This window comes from Mycobacterium sp. (assembly GCF_046330795.1).
Classification (GTDB): domain Bacteria; phylum Actinomycetota; class Actinomycetes; order Mycobacteriales; family Mycobacteriaceae; genus Mycobacterium.
Genome location: NZ_JAXLSA010000002.1, coordinates 823755 through 849067 on the forward strand (window position 1 = coordinate 823755; position 25313 = coordinate 849067).

Annotated in this window: 20 protein-coding genes; 17 read left to right on the forward strand and 3 right to left on the reverse strand. The window is 67.8% G+C overall.

The annotated features are described in order from the left end of the window. Positions 1-2 precede the first annotated feature (2 nt). The 11 genes from U0R18_RS11120 (at position 3) to U0R18_RS11170 (ending at position 16941) form a co-directional block, all read left to right on the forward strand. Entirely contained in the window at positions 3-1472 is a 1470-nt protein-coding gene (locus U0R18_RS11120; RefSeq protein WP_526368208.1) for a wax ester/triacylglycerol synthase family O-acyltransferase, read from the forward strand. Further along, a complete protein-coding gene (locus U0R18_RS11125) occupies positions 1469-3106 on the forward strand; it encodes an HAD-IB family hydrolase (protein ID WP_526368209.1) in 1638 nt (545 codons plus the stop codon). Before U0R18_RS11120 ends, U0R18_RS11125 begins: the two co-directional genes overlap by 4 nt. Next, positions 3103-5451 carry a glycerol-3-phosphate 1-O-acyltransferase gene (locus U0R18_RS11130; RefSeq protein ID WP_526368210.1) on the forward strand — a complete coding sequence of 783 codons (2349 nt, stop codon included), beginning with the start codon at positions 3103-3105 and terminating at the stop codon, positions 5449-5451. Before U0R18_RS11125 ends, U0R18_RS11130 begins: the two co-directional genes overlap by 4 nt. Positions 5452-5472: 21 nt before the next feature. Beyond that, positions 5473-7506 carry a bifunctional copper resistance protein CopD/cytochrome c oxidase assembly protein gene (locus U0R18_RS11135; protein WP_526368211.1) on the forward strand — a complete coding sequence of 678 codons (2034 nt, stop codon included), beginning with the start codon at positions 5473-5475 and terminating at the stop codon, positions 7504-7506. A gap of 326 nt (positions 7507-7832) precedes the next feature. After that, positions 7833-8282, forward strand: a complete 450-nt coding sequence (locus U0R18_RS11140; protein ID WP_526368212.1) for a single-stranded DNA-binding protein — start codon at positions 7833-7835, stop codon at positions 8280-8282. Positions 8283-8404: 122 nt separating this feature from the next. Next, positions 8405-8665 (forward strand): type II toxin-antitoxin system VapB family antitoxin, encoded by a 261-nt coding sequence (locus U0R18_RS11145; RefSeq protein ID WP_526368213.1) that lies wholly within the window; start codon positions 8405-8407, stop codon positions 8663-8665. 5 nt (positions 8666-8670) lie between these two features. After that, positions 8671-9087, forward strand: a complete 417-nt coding sequence (locus U0R18_RS11150; protein WP_526368214.1) for a type II toxin-antitoxin system VapC family toxin — start codon at positions 8671-8673, stop codon at positions 9085-9087. Positions 9088-9281: 194 nt separating this feature from the next. Next, positions 9282-10955 carry an energy-dependent translational throttle protein EttA gene (gene ettA, locus U0R18_RS11155; RefSeq protein WP_526368215.1) on the forward strand — a complete coding sequence of 558 codons (1674 nt, stop codon included), beginning with the start codon at positions 9282-9284 and terminating at the stop codon, positions 10953-10955. 60 nt (positions 10956-11015) lie between these two features. Further along, positions 11016-15854 (forward strand): NAD-glutamate dehydrogenase, encoded by a 4839-nt coding sequence (locus U0R18_RS11160; RefSeq protein ID WP_526368216.1) that lies wholly within the window; start codon positions 11016-11018, stop codon positions 15852-15854. Then, entirely contained in the window at positions 15851-16267 is a 417-nt protein-coding gene (locus U0R18_RS11165; RefSeq protein ID WP_526368217.1) for an acyl-CoA thioesterase, read from the forward strand. Before U0R18_RS11160 ends, U0R18_RS11165 begins: the two co-directional genes overlap by 4 nt. Further along, positions 16264-16941: a DUF8010 domain-containing protein gene (locus U0R18_RS11170; RefSeq protein WP_526368313.1), complete on the forward strand. Its 678-nt coding sequence runs from the start codon at positions 16264-16266 to the stop codon at positions 16939-16941. The genes U0R18_RS11165 and U0R18_RS11170 overlap by 4 nt, the downstream gene beginning before the upstream one ends. Positions 16942-16961: 20 nt before the next feature. Here U0R18_RS11170 and U0R18_RS11175 read toward each other — a convergent pair whose 3' ends face one another. Next, on the reverse strand, positions 16962-17354 hold the full coding sequence (locus U0R18_RS11175; protein ID WP_526368218.1) for a globin: 393 nt from the start codon (positions 17352-17354) through the stop codon (positions 16962-16964). Further along, positions 17351-18364, reverse strand: coding sequence for a sensor domain-containing protein (locus tag U0R18_RS11180; RefSeq protein WP_526368219.1), 1014 nt, complete (start codon positions 18362-18364; stop codon positions 17351-17353). Before U0R18_RS11180 ends, U0R18_RS11175 begins: the two co-directional genes overlap by 4 nt. A gap of 130 nt (positions 18365-18494) precedes the next feature. On the opposite strand from U0R18_RS11180, the gene U0R18_RS11185 reads away from it, so the two are divergent. From U0R18_RS11185 to U0R18_RS11195, 3 genes are all read left to right on the forward strand, one after another. Beyond that, a complete protein-coding gene (locus U0R18_RS11185; protein ID WP_526368220.1) occupies positions 18495-19133 on the forward strand; it encodes an HNH endonuclease signature motif containing protein in 639 nt (212 codons plus the stop codon). A gap of 67 nt (positions 19134-19200) precedes the next feature. After that, a complete protein-coding gene (gene ctaJ / locus U0R18_RS11190) occupies positions 19201-19413 on the forward strand; it encodes an aa3-type cytochrome oxidase subunit CtaJ (RefSeq protein WP_526368314.1) in 213 nt (70 codons plus the stop codon). Beyond that, the gene (locus tag U0R18_RS11195) at positions 19400-19873 is read left to right on the forward strand and encodes a DUF5130 family protein (RefSeq protein WP_526368221.1); all 474 of its coding nucleotides are present in this window, start codon (positions 19400-19402) and stop codon (positions 19871-19873) included. Before ctaJ ends, U0R18_RS11195 begins: the two co-directional genes overlap by 14 nt. 86 nt (positions 19874-19959) lie before the next feature. Here U0R18_RS11195 and pepN read toward each other — a convergent pair whose 3' ends face one another. Then, complete coding sequence (gene pepN / locus U0R18_RS11200; RefSeq protein ID WP_526368222.1) at positions 19960-22584, reverse strand: aminopeptidase N; 2625 nt, start codon at positions 22582-22584, stop codon at positions 19960-19962. 127 nt (positions 22585-22711) lie between these two features. On the opposite strand from pepN, the gene U0R18_RS11205 reads away from it, so the two are divergent. The 3 genes from U0R18_RS11205 to U0R18_RS11215 all read left to right on the forward strand — a co-directional run bounded on the left by U0R18_RS11205 (position 22712) and on the right by U0R18_RS11215 (position 25308). Further along, complete coding sequence (locus U0R18_RS11205; RefSeq protein ID WP_526368223.1) at positions 22712-23323, forward strand: DsbA family oxidoreductase; 612 nt, start codon at positions 22712-22714, stop codon at positions 23321-23323. A gap of 150 nt (positions 23324-23473) precedes the next feature. After that, entirely contained in the window at positions 23474-24865 is a 1392-nt protein-coding gene (locus U0R18_RS11210) for a purine-cytosine permease family protein (RefSeq protein WP_526368224.1), read from the forward strand. Next, positions 24862-25308 (forward strand): nucleoside deaminase, encoded by a 447-nt coding sequence (locus U0R18_RS11215; RefSeq protein WP_526368225.1) that lies wholly within the window; start codon positions 24862-24864, stop codon positions 25306-25308. The genes U0R18_RS11210 and U0R18_RS11215 overlap by 4 nt, the downstream gene beginning before the upstream one ends. Positions 25309-25313 lie beyond the last annotated feature (5 nt).

A 25313-nucleotide genomic window follows, 5' to 3' on the forward strand; every position in this document is an offset into this window, starting at 1 on the left:
GTGTGACGAGCGAGACCGCAGATCGGCGGCTACCCGACCAGTTGGGTGCGGTGGACCATCTGCTGCACCGCGGCGAGGCGAACCCGCGCACCCGATCGGGGATCATGGCGCTCGAGGTGCTCGACACGGCGCCGGACTGGGAGCGATTCCGGACCAATTACGAATACGCCTCGCGCCGGGTCGCCCGGCTGCGGCAGAAGGTCGTCACCCCCACCTTGCCCACCGCGTCGCCGCGGTGGGTGGTCGATCCGGATTTCAATCTCGACTTCCACGTCCGCCGGGTGCGGGTGCCCGAACCCGGCACGCTGCGTGAGGTTTTCGACCTGGCCGAGGTCATCCTGCAGTCTCCGCTGGACATCTCCCGGCCGCTGTGGAGCGCCACCCTGATCGAGGGCCTGCGCGATGGGCAGGCGGCCCAGCTGCTGCACATGAGCCACGCCGTCGCCGACGGCCTGGGCTTCGTCGAGATGTTCGCGCAGATCTACGACCTGGAACGCGATCCGGAGCCGGGATCCGTGCCGCCACTGCCGATTCCCGAGACCCTGTCGCCCAACGACCTCATGCGCGACGGCCTCAACGCCATCCCCGGTGCGGTGGCCGGCGGAGTCCGCCACATCGTCAACGGGGCGGTCGGCGCGGTGGGACGGGCGGTCTCCCAGCCCGGCTCGATCGTTGCCGGCGCGATGGAGTACGCCACCTCCAGTGCGCGGATGATGCGTCGCGCGGCCACCCCGTCGCCGCTGCTGAGCATGCGCAGCCTGTCCAGTCGGACCGAAGCGATCGACATCCGGCTGGCGGATCTGCACCGCGCCGCCAAGGCGGCGGGTGGCTCCATCAACGACGCCTACCTGGCCGGCTTGTGCGGGGCGCTGCGGCGCTATCACGATGCGTTGGGGATACCGATCGCGACGCTGCCGATGGCGGTCCCGGTGAACCTGCGTCACGATTCGGATCCGGCGGGCGGAAACCGATTCGCCGGGATCAACCTCGCGGCACCGATCGGAACCGTCGATCCGACGTTGCGAATCAAGAAGATTCGCGCGCAGATGACGCAGCGCCGTGGCGAGGCCGCCATCGACGTCATCGGGGTGGTTGCCCCCTTGCTGTCGGTACTGCCCGATGCGCTGCTCGAGGCGATGACGGGCAGTGTGGTGTCCTCGGATGTGCAGGCCAGCAATGTACCGGTGTATCAGGAGGACACCTTCATCGCCGGGGCCAAAGTGCTGCGCCAGTACGGACTTGGCCCGCTCCCAGGGGTCGCGATGATGGTCGTGCTCGTTTCGCGCAGCGGGTGGTGTACCGTCACGGCGCGCTATGACCGGGCCGCGATCACCGACGTATCGCTGTTCGCACAATGCCTGCAGGAAGGTTTCGACGAGGTGCTCGCGTTGGCAGAAGACCCTGTGCCGCATGTGATTCCGGCGTCATTCACCGCGGGCGACGACGTCGCTGACGGGCCGGAACGGTCATGACGGACAAGATGCGGTTGCCGGGAACGGTGGCCGAGGTGATGGCCAGCCCGCCCGGGCCGCACATCGGTGCCTTCTTCGACCTGGACGGCACCCTGGTGGCCGGGTTCACCGGGGTGATCCTGACCCAGGAGCAGTTCCTGGCGCGGCAGATGGGGATCGGCGACTTCATCGCGATGATCCAGGCCGGCCTCAATCATCAACTCGGGCGCGCGGAGTTCGAGGACCTCATCGGCACGGCGGCCAGGGCGATGCGGGGCCGTTCGCTCAGCGACCTCGACGAGATGGGGGAGCGGCTGTTCCGGCAGAAGATCGAAGCCAAGATCTACCCCGAGATGCGAGACCTGGTGCGCGCGCACATGGATCGCGGCCACACGGTGTGCCTGAGCTCGTCGGCACTGACCATCCAGGTCGAGCCCGTCGCACGGCATCTGGGCATCACCAACATGTTGACCAACCGCTTCGTGGTGGACGAGCACGGCACGGTCAACGGCGCGATCGTCGAGCCGATCCTGTGGGGCTCGGGCAAGGCCAACGCCGTGCAGAAGTTCGCCGCCGAGCGCGACATCGACCTGGCCGACAGCTACTTCTACGCCGACGGCGACGAGGACGTCGCGCTGATGTATCTGGTGGGTAATCCGAGACCGACCAACCCCGAGGGCAAGATGGCCGCGGTGGCCCGCCAACGAGGTTGGCCGATAACAAGATTCAGCAGCCGTGGCGGTACCGGGATCACCAGTACCGTGCGCACCCTGGCCGGTGTCGGGTCGATGTTCCCGATCGCCGCCGGCGCCATCGGCTGGGGGATGCTGACCCGCAATCGTCGCCGCGGTGTCAACTTCTTCACCGGCAACTGGGGGCCTGCGTTGCTGGCCGCCAGCGGAGTCAAGCTGAATGTACTGGGCCGGGAGAACCTGACCGCGCAGCGTCCCGCGGTGTTCATCTTCAACCACCGCAACAACTTCGACCCGATCATCACCAGTGTCCTGGTCCGCGACAACTTCACCGGCGTCGGTAAGAAAGAGCTCGAGAGTGACCCGGTGGTGGGCACCCTGGGCAAACTGTTGGATGCGGTGTTCATCGATCGCGACGACGCGAAATCGGCGGTCGCGGAGCTCGGTAGGGTGGAAGACCTTGCCCGCAAGGGTCTTTCGGTGGTCATCGCCCCCGAGGGCACGCGGCTGGACACCACCGAGGTGGGGCCGTTCAAGAAGGGGCCGTTCCGGATCGCGATGGCCGCGGGTATCCCGATCGTGCCGATCGTCATCCGCAATGCGGAGGTCATCGGTTCGCGGGACTCGTCGCTGATGAATCCGGGCACCGTGGACGTCGCGGTATTTCCGCCGGTCTCGGTCGCCGACTGGACGGTCGACGACCTGGTCGAGCGCATCGCCGGCATCCGGCAGCTCTATCTGGACACCCTGAAGAACTGGCCGGCCGACACACTGCCGGACATCGCGAAGTATCTGCAACCCGATGCGACGGCCCCGGCCAAGACGGCCACCACCAAAAAGGCCCCGGCCAAGAAGGCCGCTGCCAAGAAGGCCCCGGCACGAAAGGCCGCCGCGAAGAAGGCTGTCGCGAAGACGCCCGCCAAGAAGGCACCGACCAGGGAAACCCCGCGGGGCAGGCAGTGAAGGACCCGGCGAACCTAGAGGCCTACGAGGTCACCGGCGATTCGCTGGTGCTCGCCTCGGTGTCCTCGCCGGCCGAGGAGAGTCTGCTGGCCGAGTGGGTGTCCGCACAGCGCCGCGCTCACCCCGAGGCGGAGATCGAGGTGCTGCAGCTTCCGCGCGGCGACGAACCGCCGTCCGGTGTGGTCGCACAGTTGGTCCAGCAGCTCGAAGCCGGCGGCGAGGACCGCTCCGTGATCCCGGTGCGCGTCTACTGGGTGCCCGGTGGCCTGCCCACCCGCGTCAAGGTCGTCGGCCTGATCTCCGGCCGGGATTCGTATCGGCCGCCGGAGCTGATCCAGCGGCGGATACTGCGCCGCGACCCCAGCCGCGCGCGGGTGGTTGCCGGCGAGCCGGCCAAGGTGTCCGAACTGCGCCAGCAGTGGTTGGAGCACACCACCGGCGAGAACTCGCGGGAATTCGCGCGGTTCGTCCTGCGCCGGGCGCGGCTCGCGATCGAACGGATCGAATTGCGGCTACTGGGGCCCGAATACAAGTCGCCCCACCTGATCAAGGACGAGATGCTCGCATCGTCCCGGTTCGTCGAGGGCCTCGCCCAGATCCCGGGTGCTACCCCGGAAAAGGCCGGCGAGATGCTGGACGAACTTGCGACGGGCTGGAGCAGGTTCTCCGTCGACCTGCTGCCCAACCTCGGCCGCTCGGTGTTCAGCCGCGGATTCGACCCGAACATCGACTACGACCACACCGAGGTCGAGACGATGCGGCGCGCGCTCGAGACCCATCCGGCGGTGCTGCTGTTCTCGCACCGGTCGTATCTGGACGGCGTCATCGTTCCGGTGGCGATGCAGGAGAATCACCTGCCGCCGGTGCACACCTTCGCCGGGATCAATCTGTCGTTCGGAGCGATGGGCCCGTTGATGCGGCGCTCCGGGGTGATCTTCATCCGTCGCAAGCTCGATGATCCGCTCTACAAGTACGTGCTCCGGCAGTTTGTCGGCTTCATCGTGCAGAAACGATTCAACCTGACGTGGTCGATCGAGGGCACCCGCTCGCGGACCGGAAAAATGTTGCCGCCCAAGCTCGGTCTGCTCAAGTACGTCGCCGACGCCTACCTCGACGGGCGCAGCGACGACATCCTGTTGCAGCCGGTGTCCATCAGCTTCGACCAGTTGCACGAGACCCGCGAGTACGCGGCGTACGCCCGGGGTGGGGAGAAGACCCCCGAGGGCGTCAGCTGGCTCTACAAGTTCATCAAGGCCCAGGGCGAACGCAACTTCGGCAAGATCTATGTCCGCTTCCCGCAAGCGGTTTCGATGAAGCAGTACCTGGGTTCCCCGCACGGCGGCCGAGCGCCCGACGAGCCCGCCGAGAAACTCGCCCTGCAGAAGATGGCGTTCGAGGTGGCGTGGCGCATCCTGCAGGCGACCCCGATCAACGCCACCGGTCTGGTCTCGGCGCTGCTGCTGGTGACCAACGGGTTGGCGCTGACCCTCGACCAGGTGCATCACACCCTGCAGGACTCGCTGGATTTCCTCGAGCGCAACGGGATTCCGATGAGCGAGAGTGCGCGGCGGCTGCGCACGCTGGAGGGCACCCGCGCGGCGCTGGACGCGCTGTCGGGCGGTCACCCGGTGACCCGGATCGACAGCGGCCGCGAGCCGGTGTGGAACATCGCCGAACAGGACGAGCACGAGGCCGCGTTCTACCGCAACAGCATCATCCACGCGTTCCTGGAGAGTTCGATCCTCGAACTGTCACTGGCCTATGCCGACCGCGTCGACGGTGACCGGGTCGAAGCGTTCTGGTGGCAGGCGATGCGGCTGCGCGATCTGCTGAAGTTCGACTTCTACTTCGCCGACTCGGCGGCCTTCCGTGAGCACCTGGTGGGCATGCTGGCGCAGATCCCGGACTGGGAAGCGCGGCTGGCCGCCGGCGGGTCCGAGATCGACGCGATGTTGCAGACCAAGCGCCCGTTGATGTCGCATGCCATGCTGCGGCCGTTCTTCGAGGCCTACGAGATCGTCGCCGACGTGCTGCGCGATCTGCCCGCCGAGGTCGACGAGAAGGAGCTCACCGCCCGTGCGCTCGGCGTCGGCCGGCAGTACGCCGCCCAGCACCGGGTGCGCAACGCCGAATCGGTGTCGGCGCTGTTGTTCGCCACCGCGCGTCAGGTGGTGGCCGATCAGGGTCTGTTGGAGCCCGCGCCCGACCTGGCCGAGCGCCGGCAGGCCTTCATGGACGAGCTGCGCACGATTCTCGCCGACATTGACCGGATGGGACTGGTGTCGACGCGGCAGTTCCGCGAGCGTGAGACCTCCGCCCGTGCGTCCGGCCGTGAGGCGTCGTAGGGCCCGCAATACGCTGGAGCCGTGACAGTCTCCGTGCCGGTGCGCCGTTCGGCGGTGTGGCCCGTGCTGCTCGGGGTCGCCCTGCTGGCCGGATGCACCGCCGCCGGACTGGCTGCGCTCTCACTCGCGGATGCGCTGACGGCCACGGGCCTGCCGGACCCGGGGCCGGTCACGACGTTGGGCCTGCCGTTCGTGCGGGCGGCCGGTGAGATCGCCGCCGCCGTCGCGGTGGGTTCGTTCCTGTGCGCGGCCTTCTTCGTCCCCCCTCAGCAGAACGGCGTGCTCGACGCCCCCGGCTATCGCGCGCTGCGGACCGGAACGCTGGCCGCCGGGGTGTGGGCGGTATGCGCGGCAATGCTGGTTCCGCTGACGGTGTCCGATGTGTCCGGCCAACCGCTGGGAGAGCATCTGAGTCCGCGGGCGATCTGGTCGGCGGCGGGTCTGGTCGACGTCGCCGGGGCGTGGCGCTGGACCGCGTTCCTGGCCGCCGTCGTCGTGATCGCGAGCATCCCGGTGCTGCGCTGGTCGTGGACGCCGGCCTTGTTCGGCGCGTCCTTGGCGACGCTGATCCCCCTGGGGTTGACGGGGCACTCGTCGGCGGGCGGTGCGCACGATCTGGGAACCAACAGCCTGCTGATCCACCTGTTCGCCGCCGCGGTGTGGGCCGGTGGTCTGCTGGCCCTGCTGGCCCACGCGCTGCGCGGGTCCGAACACGCGGCGCTGGCGGCACGCCGGTTCTCCGCGGTCGCATTGTGGTGCTTCGTGGCAATGGCCTGTTCCGGTGTTGCCAACGCATTGGTGCGGATGCGGGTCAGCGATCTGTTCGACACCCGGTACGGCTGGCTGGTGCTCGCGAAATTGGCGGCCCTGTGTGCGCTCGGTCTTCTCGGCTGGCGGCAGCGACGGATGGGAGTGATTGCGCTGCAAGCCGATCCATCCAACGGTGCCCCACTGATCCGCCTGGCGCTGGGCGAGGCCCTGATCTTCGGGCTGACCTTCGGCGTCGCCGTCGCGCTGGGGCGCACGCCGCCACCGCCGCCCCGGCTGACCGATCCGTCGGCCGTCGAGGTGGCCATCGGGTACGACCTGGCCGGCCCGCCGACGGTGGCCAGGGTGTTCTTCGACTGGCGATTCGATCTGCTGTTCGGGACGCTGGCACTGCTGTTCGCCGCGGTGTACGTCGCTGCAGTGCTGCGCCTGCGCCGGCGCGGTGACGACTGGCCCACCGGGCGCCTGGTGGCCTGGCTGCTGGGGTGTGCGGCGCTGCTGTTCGCGACGTCGTCGGGCATCGGCCGGTACATGCCGGCCATGTTCAGCATGCACATGGCCGCGCACATGCTGTTGTCGATGCTCGTGCCGATCCTGCTGGCGTTGGGGGCGCCGACAACCCTGGCGCTGCGCGCCCTGCCGGCGGCCGGCCGCGACGATCCGCCGGGAATGCGCGAATGGGTGTTGGCGGCGCTGCACAGCCGCTGGTCGGTGTTCTTCACCAATCCGGTGGTCGCGACCATCATGTTCGTCGCGGGTTTCTACGGGCTCTATTTCGGTGGCCTGTTCGACGCCGCGGTCGGCAGCCACGCCGGTCACGTCGCGATGAACATCCACTTCCTGATGTCGGGGTATCTGTTCTATTGGGTGGTCATCGGGGTTGACCCGACGCCGCGGCCGATCCCGCCGCTGGGCAAGCTCGGGATGGTGTTCGCCTCACTGCCGCTGCACGCGTTCTTCGGAGTGGTGCTGATGGGCACCCGTGAGGTACTGGGGGAGGGCTTCTACAGGTCGCTCCAATTGCCCTGGCACACAGATCTTCTGGGTGATCAACAGCTCGGCGGCGGAATTGCGTGGTCGGCCGGCGAGGTGCCGCTGGTGGTGGTGATGATCGCGCTGCTGGTTCAGTGGTCGCGCAGCGATCGACGCACCGCCAAACGGTTGGACCGGGCCGCCGAGCGCGACCACGATGCCGATCTGGCCGCCTACAACAACATGCTCGCCCAACTCGCGCGCGGCGATCGAACCCACGCCGAAACGGACGTTTCGGCGAGAAGAGGCGAGTAGACGCCGCCCAAACGTCGGGTTCGGCGAGCGGTGTGGTTCTGCGAGCGCGAGGCCCGGCGAGCATGGGTCGGTCGGGTTCGGCGAGCGGTGTGGTTCTGCGAGCGCGAGGCCCGGCGAGCATAGGTCGGTCGGGTTCGGCGAGCGGTGTGGTTCTGCGAGCGCGAGGCCCGGCGAGCATGGGTCGGTCGGGTTCGGCGAGGCGCGCCCACTATCCACAGTTCCGTGGCCATCCACAGCGACGGCCGTCCGGCGGCGCCCCGGGGCCCGTTTGTCGGTGCCTTCCGGCGAGGTGGTGTCAGCAGAACACCCACCCGAAAGGAAGCACCATGTTCGAGACACCGATCACCGTCGTTGGGCATCTGGCCAACGATCCGACCCGCCGCGCCGCCGGGGAGCACGACGTCGTCAAGTTCCGATTGGCCAGTACCGCGCGGCGGCGCACGGCCGACGGCTCCTGGGAGTCGGGCGACACGCTGTTCGTCAACGTCAACTGCTGGGGCCGGCTCGTGACCGGTGTCGTCGCCAGCCTCCGCAAGGGCGACGCGGTGATCGTCGTCGGCAACATCTACACCAACGAGTACGACGACCGCGACGGAAATCGGCGTCAGTCGCTGGAAATGCGCGCACAGGCCGTCGGCCCGGACCTGTCGCGCTACATCGTCAAGCTGCAGCGGCTCGAGGCTCTGCGCGATACCGAGTCGCCGTCCACCGCGGTCGCCGCCGAGACGGGTGATGCCGATGCCACCGAGGACGGCCCACTGCCGTTGTCGGCCTGACGGGTTCGGGCGGCCCCGGCCTACCGTGCCGGGTTGCCGGGCCGCCCGAACGCAACCGGCGGCGTTGTCACGCTCATTCGATCCCCAGGGTAGAAAGTACCTTGGATAGGTACCATTCAACCATGGCCCTGAACATCAAGGATCCTGAGGTCGACCGACTTGCCGCGGAGTTGGCTGCGCGATGGGACACCACGAAGACCGACGCGATCCGGCGCGCGCTGAACCTTCAGCTGTCGTCGATGCAGACTCGACGGACCGACCAGGAGGACGCGCTGCAGGAGGTGTTGCGCACCGAGATCTGGCCCCTGCTCGACGATCGTCGGCCCGTGTCGAAGGGCGAACGCGAGAAAATTCTCGGCTATTCGCCCGGCGCCGGGGTGTGACACCGGTGATCGTGGATGCATCGGCCTTGATCGCGCTCATCGAGGACGAGGAGCCGTATTCGCCGGCGGTGATCAACGCCATTGCTGCGCACCGAGCGGTCCGGATGGGTGCGCCGAGCATCGCGGAATGCTTGATCGTCCTCACGGCGCGGCATGGTCCGGCCGGTCGGACGGTGTTCGAGCGGCTGCGAAGTGAAATCGGGTTGGGAACAGTCGATTTCACTGCTGAGCACGCGATCGCAGCGCAGCGCGCATTTGCCCGTTACGGCAAGGGCCGGCACCGCGCTGCCCTGAACTTCGGCGACTGCATGGCCTACGCGGTGGCGGCGGTGGCCGGCGAACCGCTGCTGGCGATCGGAAACGACTTCGCGCATACCGACCTCGAGTTCGATGGCGGCGTGGTCGGTCACTGGCCGTCCTGACCGAGCAGCTCTCCGGCGGATCGTCGCCCTGCCCGGCCGAATTGTCGGGCTCCTCACCGCCGGATCTCCGGCGGATCGTCGCCCTGCCCGGCCGAATTGTCGGGCTCCTCACCGCCGGATCTCCGGCGGATCGTCGCCCTCCCTAAGATGGGGCGCGAGTAATTCCGATAGCGACCAGAAAAGAGTGCTGCCGCATGGCTGAGTTCATCTACACGATGAAGAAGGTCCGCAAGGCCCACGGCGACAAGGTCATCCTCGATGACGTCACCCTGAACTTCCTGCCGGGCGCCAAGATCGGCGTGGTCGGCCCCAACGGCGCCGGTAAGTCCAGCGTCCTGCGGATCATGGCCGGCCTGGACAAGGCCAACAACGGCGAGGCCTTCCTGGCCACCGGCGCCACCGTCGGCATCCTCATGCAGGAGCCGGTGCTCGACGAGACCAAGACGGTCCGCGAGAACGTCGAAGAGGGCGTCCCGATCAAGGGCAAGCTCAACCGGTACAACGAGGTCGCCGAGTTGATGGCCACCGACTACTCCGATGAGCTCATGGAAGAGATGGGCAAGCTGCAGGAGGAGCTCGACGCCGCCGATGCCTGGGACATCGACTCGCAGCTCGAACAGGCGATGGACGCCCTGCGCTGCCCGCCGCCCGACGAGCCGGTGACGCATCTGTCCGGCGGTGAGAAGCGCCGGGTTGCGCTGTGCAAGCTGCTGCTGTCCAAGCCGGACCTGCTGCTGCTCGACGAACCCACCAACCACCTCGACGCCGAGAGCGTGCTCTGGCTCGAACAGCACCTGGCGTCCTACCCGGGTGCCATCCTGGCCGTCACCCACGACCGCTACTTCCTGGACAACGTCGCCGAGTGGATCCTCGAACTCGACCGCGGCCGTGCCTACCCGTACGAGGGCAACTACTCGACGTACTTGGAGAAGAAGGCCGAGCGTCTCGAGGTCCAGGGCAAGAAGGACCAGAAGCTGCAGAAGCGCCTCAAGGACGAGCTGGCGTGGGTGCGCTCGGGCGCCAAGGCTCGACAGGCCAAGAACAAGGCCCGCCTGCAGCGCTACGACGAGATGGTCGCCGAGGCCGAGAAGACACGCAAGCTCGACTTCGAGGAGATCCAGATCCCGGTCGGTCCCCGGCTGGGCAACACGGTGGTCGAGGTCGAGCACCTCGACAAGGGGTTCGGCGGCCGTCCGCTGATCAAGGATCTGTCATTCACGTTGCCGCGCAACGGAATCGTCGGTGTCATCGGCCCCAACGGCGTCGGCAAGACCACGTTGTTCAAGACGATCGTCGGCCTCGAGGAGCCCGACAGTGGCACCGTCAAGGTCGGTGAGACCGTCAAGCTGAGCTACGTCGACCAGAACCGCGCCGGCATCGACCCCAAGAAGAACGTCTGGGAGGTCGTCTCGGACGGGCTGGACTACATCGAGGTCGGACAGAACGAGATCCCGTCGCGGGCCTACGTCTCGGCCTTCGGTTTCAAGGGACCCGACCAGCAGAAGCCGGCCGGGGTGCTCTCGGGCGGTGAACGCAACCGGCTCAACCTGGCGCTGACCCTCAAGCAGGGCGGCAACCTGATCCTGCTCGACGAGCCCACCAACGACCTCGACGTCGAAACGCTCGGCTCGCTCGAGAACGCGCTGGAACAGTTCCCGGGTTGCGCGGTCGTGATCAGCCATGATCGGTGGTTCCTGGACCGCACCTGCACGCACATCCTGGCGTGGGAGGGTGACGACGACAACGAGGCCAAGTGGTTCTGGTTCGAGGGCAACTTCGGGGCCTACGAGGAGAACAAGGTCGAGCGTCTCGGCGCCGAGGCAGCGCGTCCGCACAGGGTCACCCACCGAAAGCTCACACGGGACTAATGTTGTCGGCTGTGCCCGGCCAACGGCGCCTGGCGTACAGCTGACCCAGGAGTCGATCCGATGACGGTGAATTCCGGTGCGCCCTCTCCTATCGACTGGACGAGCTTGTCACCGGATCAGGTCGACAAGCTGCGGCAGGCCTACCTGGGCACATACCGCGGCGCTCATCGCGAGAACCCGAACGGAGACAGCGCCACCGGGACACTGCCACCGGGTATCGACGGGGAGCTGGCGGCTCTGCTGCGCGCGCAGTTCGAACTGGCCGGCCGGCGTCTGCCGGGTGAAACGCCGATCGCGGTGTACGACGGCGATCACGCGGGTGGCTTCGGCCCGGCCCTGCAGATCGTCGCCGACGCCGGTGAAGCGCTGATGGACTCGGTCACCATGCTGCTGCACCGGCTCGGCGTGCCGTACGAGGCCATCATGAATCCCCGATTCATCGTCCGCCGCGGCGCGGCCGGTGAACTGCTCGACATCACCCCCAGCGCCGACGATGCAACCGAGTCGTGGATCCACATCCAGCTGGCACCCACCGTCGGGCGGCGTGCGCTCGCCGAGGCCCAGCGGATACTCCCCGACGTCCTGGCCGACAGCCATCAGGTGACGGTCGACTCAGCGGCCATGAACGCCCGGCTGATCGGCTTGGCCGACGCGCTCGACGCCGACTCCGGCACCCACTTCCCGGGCCCTGACCGACGCGACGTTGCCGACCTGTTGCGCTGGCTGGCCGACGGGCACTTCGTGCTTCTCGGTTACCAGTCCTGCCCGGTGCGTGAGGGCCGGTCGTCGGTCGAGCAGGACAGCCGACTGGGCGTCCTGAAGTTGCGCGACGAGGACCTGCCCCAGCTCACCGACAATGACGAGTTGCTGGTCCTGGCGCAGGCAACGATTTCCAGCGACCTGCGCTACGGCGCCTACCCCTACATCGTGGTCGTGCGTGAGGAGCGGGCCGGCAACGGCGGGACCCTGACCACCGAGCACCGCTTCGTCGGGCTGTTCACCGTGGCTGCGATGAATGCCAACGTCCTCGAGATCCCGCTGATCTCCCGGCGCGTGTACGACGCCCTGGCGATGGCCGACAAGGACCCCAGCCAGCCCGGGCAGTTGTTGCTCGACGTGCTGCAGACCGTTCCCCGTTCGGAGCTCTTCGCGCTGAGCGCACAGCAGCTGCACGACATGGCGATTACGGTCGCCGACCTCGGATCGCGCCGCCGCACGCTGCTGTTCACGCGCGCCGACCAGTTCGGGCACTTCGTGTCCTGCCTGGTGTACCTTCCCCGCGACCGCTACACCACGGCGGTCCGACTCGAGATGCAGGACATCCTGGTCCGCGAGTTCGGTGGCGTCAGCATCGAATACGCGGCCCGAGTCAGCGAATCGCCTTGGGCGCTGGTTCATTTCACGGTGAAGCTGCCCGACGGCACGTTGCGGCAGGACGTCGACGTCTCGATGGCCAACGAGGACCGGATCCAGGAACTGCTCACCGCGGCAGCCCGGACCTGGGGTGACCGGCTGCTCGGAGCGGTACCCTCGGGCTCGATCGACCCGGTTTTCGCCGAGCACTACGCCACGGCTTTCTCCGAGGCCTACAAGCAGGTGGTCAGCCCGCTCGAGGCGATCGACGACATCGCCATCATCCAAGAGCTGCACGGGGATTCGGTCAGGCTCGTGTTCTCCGACGGCCGCGACGGCGAGGACGCCCGGCTGACGTGGTACCTGGGCGGGCGCTCGGCATCGCTGTCCGAACTGCTCCCGATGTTGCAGTGCATGGGTGTGGTGGTGCTCGACGAACGTCCGTTCACCGTCACCAAGCCCGATGGTCTGCCCGTCTGGATCTACCAGTTCCGGGTGGCGCGGCTGCCTACGATCGCCGCCGCGTCCGACGGTGAACTCGATGACGTCGCAAGACGATTCGCCGATGCGGTGACCGCGATCTGGCAGGGCTGGGTCGAGGTCGACCGGTTCAACGAGCTGGTGCTGCGCGCCGGGTTGACCTGGCAGCAGGTGGTGATCCTGCGGTGTTATGCGAAGTACCTGCGGCAGGCGGGTTTTCCGTACAGCCAGGCCCACATCGAGTCGGTTCTCAACGGTCACGCGGGCACTGCCGCGTCGTTGGTCGAGTTGTTCGAGGCCGTGTTCGACCCGGCCATGGACGAGTCTCACAGACTCCAGCGCGCGCAGGCCGCTGCCGCCGCCGTCGCCGCTGATATCGACGCGCTGGTGAGTCTGGACACCGACCGCGTGCTGCGTGCCTTCGCCTCCATGGTCCAGGCCACTTTGCGCACCAATTACTTTGTCACCAAGACCAATTCGGCCCGTGCGCTCGGCGCCGTCTCGATGAAGCTCAATCCCGGACTGATCGACGAACTGCCGCTGCCGCGGCCGCGGTTCGAGATCTTCGTGTACTCACCGCGGGTCGAGGGCGTCCACCTGAGGTTCGGGGCGGTGGCCCGTGGTGGGCTGCGTTGGTCGGATCGCCGCGAGGACTTCCGCACCGAGATCCTCGGCCTGGTGAAGGCGCAGGCCGTCAAGAACGCCGTCATCGTGCCCGTCGGCGCCAAGGGCGGCTTCGTGGTGAAGAATCCGCCGTTGCCCACGGGCGACCCCGCCGCCGACCGCGACGCTGCCCGCGAGGAGGGGGTGGCCTGCTACCGGCTGTTCATCGCCGGCCTGCTCGATGTCACCGACAACGTCGAGAAGGCCTCGGGCGCCATACAGCCGCCGGCACAGGTGATTCGCCGCGACGGCGACGACGCTTACCTGGTGGTGGCCGCCGACAAGGGCACGGCGACGTTCTCCGACATCGCCAACGGTGTGGCCGACTCGTACGGCTTCTGGCTCGGTGACGCCTTCGCCTCGGGCGGCTCCGTCGGCTATGACCACAAGGCGATGGGCATCACCGCCAAGGGCGCCTGGGAGAGTGTCAAGCGCCACTTCCGGGAGATGGGGGTCGACACCCAGACCCAGGACTTCACCGCGGTCGGCATCGGCGACATGGCCGGCGATGTGTTCGGCAACGGCATGCTGCTGTCGGAGCACATCCGGTTGATCGCCGCCTTCAACCACATGCACATCTTCTTGGACCCCGACCCGGATCCGGCAGCCAGCTTCGCCGAACGCCGGCGCATGTTCGACCTGCCACGCTCGACCTGGGACGACTACGACAAGTCGCTCATCTCTGCCGGCGGCGGGGTGTTCAGCCGCGAGCAGAAGTCGATCCCGATCAGCCCCGAGATCCGGGCCGCCCTCGGTCTCGGCGACGGCGTCACCGAGCTCACCCCGCCCGCTCTGGTCAAGGCGATCCTGATGGCGCCCGTCGACCTGCTGTGGAACGGCGGCATCGGCACGTACGTCAAGGCGGAAATCGAGTCCGACGCCGCTGTCGGCGACCGTGCCAACGACCTGGTTCGTGTGAACGGAAACCAACTGCGCGCCAAGGTGATCGGCGAAGGTGGCAACCTCGGCGTGACGTCCCTGGGGCGGGTCGAATTCGATCTGGCCGGTGGACGGATCAACACCGATGCGCTCGACAACTCCGCCGGCGTCGACTGTTCCGACCACGAGGTGAACATCAAGATCCTGGTGGATTCGCTGGTGACGCACGGACGTATCGGGCGCAAGGAACGCATCGCATTGCTCGAGTCGATGACCGACGAGGTCGGCAGCCTGGTGCTCGCCGACAACATTGCCCAGAACGATCTGATGGGAACCAGCCGCGCCAATGCGGCCAGCCTGCTCAATGTGCACGCCCGGCAGATCCGGGAGCTCGAATCCACCCGCGGGCTCAACCGTGAACTCGAAGCGCTGCCCAGCGACAAGGAGATTCGCCGCCGCACCGACCTGGGCCTCGGTCTGACGTCGCCCGAACTGGCCACGCTGATGGCGCACGTCAAACTCGCGCTCAAGGACGAGGTGCTTGCCAGCGATCTGCCGGACCAGGAGGTGTTCGCCGCCCGGCTGCCGTCGTACTTCCCGGCCCAGTTGCGCGAACGGTTCGGGCCCGAGATCCGGGGCCACCAACTTCGTCGCGAGATTGTCACCACCATGCTGGTCAACGATCTCGTCGACACGGCGGGAATCTCGTTCGCCTACCGGATCTGCGAGGACGTCGGCGTCGGCTACGTGGACGCGGTACGCACGTATGTAGCCACCGATGCGATCTTCGGTGTTGGCCGGCTGTGGCGCCGGGTCCGGGAAGCGGGTCTGGCCAACGACATTCGGGTCGACATCTCCGACCGCATGACGCTGGATCTGCGCCGCCTGATCGACCGCGCCGGCCGGTGGCTGCTGAACAACCGCCCGCAGCCGCTGGCGGTCGGCGCCGAGATCAACCGGTTCGCCACCGACGTCGCCGCGCTGACCCCCCGGATGATGGACTGGCTGCGCGGCGACGAGCTCGCCATCACCAGGCAGGACGCAACTCACTTCACCGACAACGGGGCCACCGAGGAGTTGGCGTACGCGGTGGCCACCGGGCTGAACCAGTTCAGTCTGCTCGACATCATCGACATCGCCGACATTCTCGAGCGGGAGCCCGCCGAGGTGGCCGACACCTATTTCGCGCTGATGGATCATCTGGGTACCGAGGGCCTGCTGACGGCCGTGTCCGGGCTGCCGCGAGATGATCGTTGGCATTCGTTGGCGCGTCTGGCGCTTCGCGACGACATCTACAGTTCGGTACGGACGTTGACCCTCGATGTGCTGGCGGTCGGTGAGCCCGACGAGACGGGGGAGCAGAAGATCGCCGAATGGCAGCAGACCAACGCCTCGCGGCTGGACCGGGCCCGTCGCACGCTCGAAGAGATCTACGCTGACGAGGAACGCGATCTGGCGACACTGTCGGTGGCCGCACGCCAGATCCGCAACATGACCCGGACCAGGACAGGGAGCAACACTTGAGCAAGCCCGGGTTCGTCACCCCCGTGCCGGTGCGCTGGTCGGACATCGATATGTACCAGCATGTGAACCACGCGACCATGGTCACCATTCTCGAAGAGGCGCGGGTCCCGTTCCTGGCCGATGCGTTCGGCCCGACGATCACCACGGTCGGCCTGCTGATAGCCGAGGTCAAAGTGGGCTACAAAGGCCAACTGCGCCTTATTGATTCGCCGTTGCGGGTGACCATCTGGGTCAATCGGCTACGGGCGGTCGACTTCACTCTGGGCTACGAGGTTCGTGGGGTGAACGCGGATCCCGACTCCCGGCCCGCGGTGATCGCCGAGACGCAGTTGGCGGCCTTCGACATCGACGAGCAGAAGCTGGTGCGGTTGTCCCCGGCCCACCGTGAGTACCTCGAGCGGTGGTTGAGATAGCCGAGCGGGGCCTCTGGCTGCCTGACGAGGCCGACCGCGCCGACCTCACGACATTCGCCGTGCGGGCGCGCCGACTCGACGATGCGGCGGTCCTTCGACTGCGGGCCCGTGACGAGGAAACCGTGGTCGCTTGGTTCGCAACGGGATTCGACGTGCTTGCGTGCCGGGTGGTGCGCGGCCGGCTGCGTCCGGACGATCTGTCGGCCGGCGCCGACGCCCTGCTCCAGGGTCTGGCCGCCGGTGAGCGCTCCGGGTATGTCGATCCGGGATACGCGATGGATTCGGCCTGGCGCGGAGTGCTGCCGCCCCGGACCGGCTTCGTCCACCTGGACGACGTGCCGGCGCGGGTGATGCTCGACCTTGCCGAGCGGGGTAAGGCACTGGCCGGCGAGCACGGAAGTGCGCAGGGACCGCCGGTGTCGCTGCTGGATCAGGAGGTGGTCGAGGTCACCGCCGGCGGCCATGCGGTCGGCGTCCCGATGCGATGCGTATTCGCCTTGACCGCAATGGGTTTCCTGCCCCAGCGGACCGACGCCGCCGACGACTTCTCGCCCGGTTCCGTGCCCGTCGACGAAGTGGTGCGGGTCCGGGCGACACCGACCTGGCTGCGCATCGACGCCCGGTTCGGCTCGCTCTACCGCCGCCGCGGCAACCCCGCCGTCGTCCTGCGCTGACCCGGTCGAACTCGGCTACGTCAGAACGGGGAGTTCATCATCGAGTCGGCGGCCATCTCGAGGTAATCGAGCAGCGCCCGCCGGTGCGCGTCGTCGAGCGTGGTGGCGTCGATCTCGGCGATCGCGGTGTGCATGCAGCGCAGCCACGCGTCGCGCTCGATCGGACCGATGCGGTACGGCACGTGCCGCATCCGCAGGCGCGGATGTCCACGCTGATCGGAGTAGGTGCGCGGCCCGCCCCAGTACTGCTCCAGGAACATCCGTAGCCGGTCCTCGGCTCCGGTCAGATCCTCTTCGGGATACAGCGGGCGCAGAATCTCGTCATCGGCCACCTGCTCGTAGAATCGCGCCACGATCCGGCGGAACGTGGGCGCGCCGCCGACGGCGTCGTAGAAGGACTGCGGCTCGGTCATCCCGGGATCCGGTCCAGCATCCGGTCGGCGATGGTGGCGGGTTCGTCGCCGAGCTGCTTTGCCAGCACGCTGATATCGATGACGATGTTGCCCCTGGCGGCGAGGATGCGGTGCTGGGGCAGACCCTGGTGCGCGGTCAGGGTGTTGTGCAGCGTCACCCGGTTCCCGGACGTGACGGGCGTGCCGAGGTCCCAGGTCAGCGCGGGGCTGTCCGACGAGGACAGGGTGAACGTCTTGCCGGCGCACCGGGCCCACAACTCGGCGTTCTCGGCGACGAACTTCTTGGCGTCGGTGGCGGTCGGGAACGAGGCCGCAACCTCGTCGACCAGCGTCGCGGTGGTCGGGTCGCTGTAACCGGCGCGGGCGTAGTCGGTGGCGCCACTGTGGTCATAGACGGTGTTGAGGCCCGCGGCCACCGCGGTTGCGCACTCGGCCGGGTCGGCCTTGGCGTCCTTGGAACTGCTCGACTCGCCCTTGCTGGACTTCGTCTCGGTCAAACCGGGGGTGTGCAGGATGGCCCCGAGCTCGTCCGCACCGAGCAGTACGCCGGAAAGATCGCCGGAAATGCCTGGGGCAGAAGGTGTTTCGGGATGAGCAGGGTCGGCGACCGTGCCGCCGGGCGAACTGGCGACCATGGTGTCCCGGGAGTCGGCGTCGGTGACGATCCACACGGCCAGCGCCGCCACCGTCAGGACGATGAACGCGTACGACAGCGTCAGGCCGATCAGTGCGAGGTCACGCCCACGCTGCAGGCCCTGCTTGATCTGGCTGAGCGCAAGATGGCCGAACACCGCGCCCAGGGGAGCGAACACGAACGCGAACGCGATGGAGAGGATGGCCAGCCACTGGGGCCGCGCCGGCGGCGTGGGGCCAGTGGGGGGCGGGTAGTAGCCCGGCGGATAGGGACCACCCGGGTAGGGCGCCCCGGGGTAGGGCGCGTAGCCGCCCGGTGGGGGCGGTGCATAGGGGTAGCCGCCGGGGTATTGCGGGCCGTGTTCGCCGTAGGTCATCACCTCCATTGAAGCGGATCGGTGATCCGGGGCCGTCGTCACCCGTTGTTCACGGGATTGACCAGCGAACACGGACCAAATTGCCGTGCGATTGCCGCCGATCCGTGGTGGACTGTCCGCTGGAGGGCGAATGGCGCAGCGCAAGCGGAACCCTACGAATATCAGCAGCCATCGCGCCGCGACAGGTCTGGTCGCGGCGGGAACCTCGCTTTCCCTGCACAGCGTCGACACGCCACCCGACGGTGGATCGGTGTGGGGACGCCGCCGGGTACTGCTGCTCAACTCGACCTACGAACCGCTCACCGCGCTGCCGATGCGACGGGCGATCATCATGCTGCTGTGCGGTAAGGCCGAGGTCGTCCACGACGACCCCACCGGACCCGTGATCCACTCGGCCACCCGGTCCATCTCGGTGCCCTCGGTGATCCGGCTGCGGGTCTTCGTGCGGGTGCCCTACCGGGCCCGCATCCCGATGACCAGGGCCGCGCTGATGCACCGCGACCGGTTCCGGTGTGCGTACTGCGGTGGCAAGGCCGACACCGTCGACCACGTCGTCCCCCGGAGCCGCGGCGGGCAGCACAGCTGGGAGAACTGCGTGGCGTGCTGTTCGGCCTGCAATCACCGCAAGGCCGACAAGCTGCTCTCCGAGCTGGGCTGGGCACTGCGGTCCTCGCCGATGCCGCCGAAGGGGCAGCACTGGCGGCTGCTGTCGACGGTCAAGGAACTGGACCCCGCGTGGGTGCGCTATCTGGGCGAAGGCGCCGCCTGACGGCACGGCGACCGTTGCCGCACTCCCCGGGCAGGCGTGCGCTAGGTTTACCGGCGTGAGTACCGCGATGACGCACTCCCTCATCGGGGGAGTCCCGCTGCTGATTGCGGCGGTGTTTGCCCTGCTGACCCTGACGAAGAAGAGCCCGCATCCCAAGGCGTACGCGCTGTCCGAGCAGTGGACGTACGGCCCCATCCTGTGGGCGGCCACCGACGAGAACGTCGGCGACGCGCACGGACACGGATTCGAAGTTGGAGGTGGCGCAAGTGGCCGGTGGTGAACATGCGGTAGCGACGGTCGATCCGGCGTCGCTGCCCCGCGGATTCGTGGTCACGTCCTCCGGGCGGGTCTCGGGTGTCACCGAGCCCGGTGAGTTCTCGGAGAGCTACCCGTTCTCGATCAGCGACCGGGTCGCCCTCGACGAGGCGCTGAAGTACGGTTCGCGTGCCTCCAAGGCGCGCTTCGCCGTGTTCATCGGCGACCTCGGCGCGGACACGGCCGCGTCGGCCCGTCAGATCCTCGGCCGCGTACCGACGCCGAACGACGCGGTGCTGTTGGCGGTGTCCCCCAACCAGCGCGCCATCGAGGTCGTCTACGGCTCGGCCCTGCAGGGTCGCGGCGCGGAGTCGGCGGCACCGTTGGGTGTTGCGGCCGCGGCTTCGGCCTTCCAGGACGGCAATCTGATCGACGGTCTGGTCAGTGCCATCCGGGTGCTGAGCGCGGGGATCTCCCGCCCGTAGCGGTCGGCTTTTCTCTCCGCGAGCGGGCAGCTGTACGCATTTGCGGGCCGCCGAAATGCACATCCGTGCACCCTCGCCGGGAGAAGTTACCCGTTGTCGAAGGCGCGCGCCTTCAGTGACCGTTCGATGCCGGCGCGGCCCTCGACCACCAGCCGGCGCAGCGCGGGCGGTACCTCCGGGTCGGCCAGGAACGCGTCCGCGGCGCTGATCGCGGCCGGGCTGATGTCCCACGACGGGTACAACCCGATCACGACGGTCTGCGCGACCTCGCTGGACCGCCGCTCCCAGACACCGTTGATCGACGCGAAGTAGCGCGCTGTGAACGGCGCAAGCACCTCACCCTGACCGGGGGAGTTGAACCCGGTGATGATCGAACGCGCGGTGATGTTGGCCAGGGTGTCGTCCTCGATCACCTGCTGCCACGCGGCTTCCTTGACCGCCGGTTGTGGCCGGGACGCCGACGCGGCGGCGGCATTGCGCTTGCCGGCTGCGGTGTTGTCCCGTGCTGCCTCGGCGTCGATGAACGGTGTGGCGGTGCCGTCGGCGTCGAGATGACCCGACCGGGCCAGTGCGGTCACGATGCGCCAGCGCAGATCGGTGTCCACCTGGAGGCCGGGTAGGCCGTGGGGTGTCGGGTCGCGGTCGAGGTCCAGGCCGGACAGACCTTCCCGCGCGGGATCGTTGCCGAGCAGGTCGGCCAGGACCACCACGTGCCGGGTCGACAGCACCGACGTGCACAGTGCGTTGACGAACGCCAGCTGGTGATCCGATCCCGGCTCCGCGGCGCGCGCCAATTCCAGGAGCCGGTCGGCGAATGCCGGCCAGCCTTCGTTGATCGCCCACCCGGGCTCGGCGTAGGAGCCCAGCGCGGTCTGCGCCTGCAGCAGGAGGCGTTGGGCCACACCGACTTCGGTCTCGGCGTGGATTCCCTCGTTGACCAGCGCGACGAAGTCGCGGGCCTTGAGCTCAGCGTCGCGGGTCATCTCCCAGGCCGCCGACCAGGCCAGCGTACGGGGGAGCGAGTCGGCGATGTCGGCGATCCGGGTCAGCAGGGTCTCGAGCGATGCGGGATCCAGCCGTAGCGAGCAGTACGTCAGGTCGTCGTCGTTGACCAGGATCAACTTCCCGCGTGAAACTCCCTGCAGGGCAGGAACATCCGTCGTCGGACCATCGACGTCGAGTTCCTCCCGGTGCACGCGCACCAGCTTGCCGCCGTCGTCGTCGTAGATGCCGACGGCCAGCCGGTGCACCCGGGTCTCCCCGGCGCCCGGGGCGGCCCCGCCCTGCTCGATGGCGAATCGGGTGAACCTGCCGTCGCTGTCGACGTCGAAGTCCGGCCGCAGCGTGTTCAGCCCGGTGGTCTTGAGCCACTGGCGGCCCCAGTGCGACAGGTCGCGCCCGGACGACTTCTCCAGGGCGCCCAGCAGATCCCCGAAGGTGGCGTTGTCGAAGGCGTGGTCGCGGAAGTAGTCCCGCAACCCCGACAGGAATGCGTCCAGCCCGACGTAGGCCACCAGTTGCTTGAGGACACTGGCGCCCTTGGCGTAGGTGATGCCGTCGAAGTTCACCTCGACGGCGTGCAGATCGGGAATCTCGGCGGCAACCGGATGCGTCGACGGCAACTGGTCCTGCCGGTACGCCCAGGACTTCTCGACGTTCGCGAACGTGGTCCAGGCGGTGTCGTATTCGGTGGCCTCGGCCTGGCACAGGACCGAGGCGAAGGTGGCGAAGGACTCGTTGAGCCACAGGTCGTCCCACCACCGCATGGTGACCAGGTCGCCGAACCACATGTGCGCCATCTCGTGCAGCACGGTCTCGGCCCGCCGCTCGTAGGAGTACCGGGTGACCTTGGACCGGAAGACGTAGTCCTCGAGGAACGTGACCGCGCCGGCGTTCTCCATTGCGCCGGCGTTGAACTCGGGCACGAACAGCTGGTCGTACTTGCCGAACGCGTACGGCGTGCCGAAGTTGTTGTGGTAGAAGCCGAATCCCTGTTTGGTCTCGGTGAACAGCCGCTCGTCGTCCATGTATTCGGCCAGCGACTTGCGGCAGAAGATGCCCAGCGGGATCTCGCCGTGCTCGTCGGTGTAGACGTCGCGCCACACGGCGTAGGGCCCGGCGATCAGGGCCACCAGGTAGGTGCTCATCCGGGGAGTGGTCGCGAAGGTGTGCACCGCGACGTCCCCATCGCGCTCGGCGGAAACGGTGGCCCCGTTGGAGATCACCTCCCAGTGCGCCGGCGCGGTGACGGTGATGTCGAAGGCGGCCTTGAGATCGGGCTGGTCGAAGCAGGCGAACATCCGCTTGGCGTCGGCGGTCTCGAACTGCGAGTACAGGTAGACCTCGCCGTCGGCGGGGTCGACGAAGCGGTGCAGGCCCTCGCCGGTGTTGGTATAGCGACAGTCCGCGTCGATGACGACGACGTTGTGGGCGGCCAGGCCGCGCAGCGCGACACCGGTGGATTCGTCGTAGGCCGACACGTCGATGTCCTGGCCGTTGAGCGTGGCACTGCGGATGGCATCCGCGGCCAGGTCGAGGTAGGTGTCGGCACCCGGCGTCGCGTCGAACTCCACGGTGGTCACCGAACGGAACGTCTTCTCGCCGGGCTTGCCGGCCCCGTCGGTCAGGTCGAGGTCGATGCGGTAGCTGTCGACGGTCACCAGCGCGGCGCGCTCGGCGGCCTGGTCCTGGGTCAAGTTGGGAAGTGCCACGGTCGCCAACAGTAGTCGGCTTCGGCGCTCACGCAGGGGTTGGTTGGCTCTGGACGCCGACCGGGAACACGGGTTGGCTGGAGGCGGTTGTGCTACCCGGAACCCGCCCGCACTCGAAAGGCTGCCCATGTCCGAGAAGTCCCGCGCCGATTTCTGGTTCGACCCCCTGTGTCCGTGGTGCTGGATCACCTCGCGGTGGATCCTCGAGGTGGAGAAGGTTCGCGACATCGACGTGAATTTCCATGTCATGAGCCTCGCGGTGCTCAATGAGGGCCGGGACAACCTGCCCGAGCGTTACCAGGCGATGATGAAGACCGCGTGGGGACCGGTGCGGGTGGCCATTGCCGCCGAACAGCTGAAGGGCCCGGAGATCCTGGCGGCGCTGTACACCGCGATGGGCACCGAGATTCACAACAAGGACAACAAGGATCTCCCCGATGTCATCGCCAAGGCGCTGGACGAGGTCGGGCTGCCCGCCGAGTTGGCGCAGGCGGCCACCTCCGACAAGTACGACGAGGCGCTGCGCAAGAGTCACCACGCGGGCATGGACGCCGTCGGCGAGGACGTCGGGACTCCTACCATCCACGTCAACGGGGTGGCGTTCTTCGGGCCCGTGCTCTCCCGCATCCCGCGCGGCGAGGAGGCCGGCAAGCTGTGGGACGCCTCGGTGACGTTCGCGTCGTTCCCGCACTTCTGGGAGCTGAAGCGGTCGCGCACCGAGGCGCCCGAATTCGACTGAACCCACGCGGCATTTGCCGCGAACGTGCGTGTTGGTGCGCCGACACGCCGGTCCTGGCGTACTTCTGCGCACGCTCGCCCGGAGCGTCCGTGCGACGCCGAAGGCGGCGTTTCGGTTGCGGGACGGTCGGCGCGGGGCCACAGTCTTCGCATGACAGCTGAACCCACCACCGACGGCAGCTACCGCGACCGCATCGTCGCCGTCGAGCCCGGCGGCAACGAGTACATCGCCGAAGCGGACCGGCACGGCAGGCCGAGCCAGCTGTTCTGGACGTGGGCGTCGCCGAACCTCGAGTTCGCGACGATCTTCGTCGGCGTGCTCGCGGTGACGTACTACGGCATGACGTTCTGGCAGGCCGTGCTGGGCATCGTCGTCGGGACGGGGCTGGGCGCGATCGCGCACTACGTCCTGTCCGCCCGCGGTCCGCTGCACGGGGTTCCCCAAATGGTGCTCGGCCGGCTGCCGTTCGGGTTCAAGGGCAACGCTGTACCCGCGGTGCTGATGTCGGTAACGGCCGGGCTGGGCTGGTTCGCCACCAACAGTGTCAGCGGTGCGTTCGCCCTGTCGACGCTGTTGCACATCGGCCCGCTGCTGGCGCTCGTGCTGATCGTGCTGCTGCAGACCGGGCTGGCGTTCTTCGGGCACAACCTGGTGCAGGCCTTCGAGCGCTGGGCGTTCCCGGTTCTGGCGGTGATCTTCGCGATCACCTCGGTGGTGATCCTGTCCAAGTCGCACCCTGGGGCGCCGGTGGCCGAGGGCGGGGTCGGCGGCATGGGCGGATTCCTGCTGACCGTGGGCACCGCGTTCGGCTATGCCGCCGGCTGGACGCCGTACGCCGCCGACTACACGCGGTACCTGCCCAAGGCGATGGCCGGTCGGGCAACCGGATTCTTCGCTGCGGCAGGGCTTTTCGTGTCATGCGTGATCCTCGAGGCGGTGGGGGCGGCGTCCGTCACCATCGGGCCGGCGGCCTCGGACAATCCGACCGAGGCATTCACCGCCGAACTCGGCTCATGGCTGGCCAAACTTACGCTGCTGGCCATCGCGATCGGGGCCGTCGCCGCCAACGCCATCAACGTCTACTCGGGAGCGATGGCGTTCGTCACGATCGGCATCAAACTGCCCCACCACATCGCCCGCGCCCTGGTGACCGTGTTCTTCGGCGTGGTCGGTTTCCTGATCGCGAAGTGGGCGCTGGCCGACGCCGCCGCCAGCTATGAGGCGTTCCTGTTGTTGATCGCGTACTGGATCGGACCATGGCTCGGTGTGGTGTTCGCCGACCAGTACCTGCGCCGCGGCCAGGACATCGATGGGTTCCTCTACGACCGGTCCTACGCCAACTGGCCGGGACTGCTGAGCTTCGTCATCGGACTGGTGGTGTCGGTGCTCTTCTTCTGCAACCAGGCGAAGTTCGTCGGCTATCTGGTGCGCGCGGTGCCGCAACTCGGTGACGTGACGTTCTTCGTCGGCTTCCTGCTGGCCGGCGGCTGCTACCTACTGCTGTGCCGGTCCAAGATCGACGCCGAGCGCGCCCTGGTATGACACCGGAGGAGATGCTCGACGTCGCCGTCGCCGAGGCCCGAAAAGGCCTGTCGGAGGGCGGTATTCCGATCGGTGCCGCGTTGTTCCACGCGGACGGCACCCTGCTGGGCAGCGGCCACAACCGGCGGGTGCAGAACGACGATCCGTCAGTGCACGGCGAGACCGACGCATTCCGCAACGCGGGCCGGCAGCGTGACTACCGCTCGACGATCATGGTGACCACGCTGTCGCCCTGCTGGTACTGCAGCGGACTCGTCCGGCAGTTCAACATCGGCGCGGTGATCATCGGTGAGGCGCGCACGTTTTCCGGCGGTCATGACTGGTTGGCCGAGCACGGTGTGCGGATTACGCTGCTGGACGACCAGCGCTGCGTATCCATGATGACGGACTTCATCGCGGCCAATCCGGCGCTGTGGAACGAGGATATCGGGGTTAGCGAATGAGGTGC

Coding starts and splice junctions, on each gene's coding strand:
- U0R18_RS11125 (WP_526368209.1), top strand. CDS start 1,469: ATGACGGACAAGATGCGGTTGCCGGGAACGGTGGCCGAGGTGATGGCC.
- U0R18_RS11140 (WP_526368212.1), top strand. CDS start 7,833: ATGTTCGAGACACCGATCACCGTCGTTGGGCATCTGGCCAACGATCCG.
- U0R18_RS11145 (WP_526368213.1), top strand. CDS start 8,405: ATGGCCCTGAACATCAAGGATCCTGAGGTCGACCGACTTGCCGCGGAG.
- ettA (WP_526368215.1), top strand. CDS start 9,282: ATGGCTGAGTTCATCTACACGATGAAGAAGGTCCGCAAGGCCCACGGC.
- U0R18_RS11160 (WP_526368216.1), top strand. CDS start 11,016: ATGACGGTGAATTCCGGTGCGCCCTCTCCTATCGACTGGACGAGCTTG.
- U0R18_RS11175 (WP_526368218.1), bottom strand. CDS start 17,354: ATGACCGAGCCGCAGTCCTTCTACGACGCCGTCGGCGGCGCGCCCACG.
- U0R18_RS11180 (WP_526368219.1), bottom strand. CDS start 18,364: ATGACCTACGGCGAACACGGCCCGCAATACCCCGGCGGCTACCCCTAT.
- U0R18_RS11185 (WP_526368220.1), top strand. CDS start 18,495: ATGGCGCAGCGCAAGCGGAACCCTACGAATATCAGCAGCCATCGCGCC.
- ctaJ (WP_526368314.1), top strand. CDS start 19,201: ATGACGCACTCCCTCATCGGGGGAGTCCCGCTGCTGATTGCGGCGGTG.
- U0R18_RS11205 (WP_526368223.1), top strand. CDS start 22,712: ATGTCCGAGAAGTCCCGCGCCGATTTCTGGTTCGACCCCCTGTGTCCG.
- U0R18_RS11210 (WP_526368224.1), top strand. CDS start 23,474: ATGACAGCTGAACCCACCACCGACGGCAGCTACCGCGACCGCATCGTC.
- U0R18_RS11215 (WP_526368225.1), top strand. CDS start 24,862: ATGACACCGGAGGAGATGCTCGACGTCGCCGTCGCCGAGGCCCGAAAA.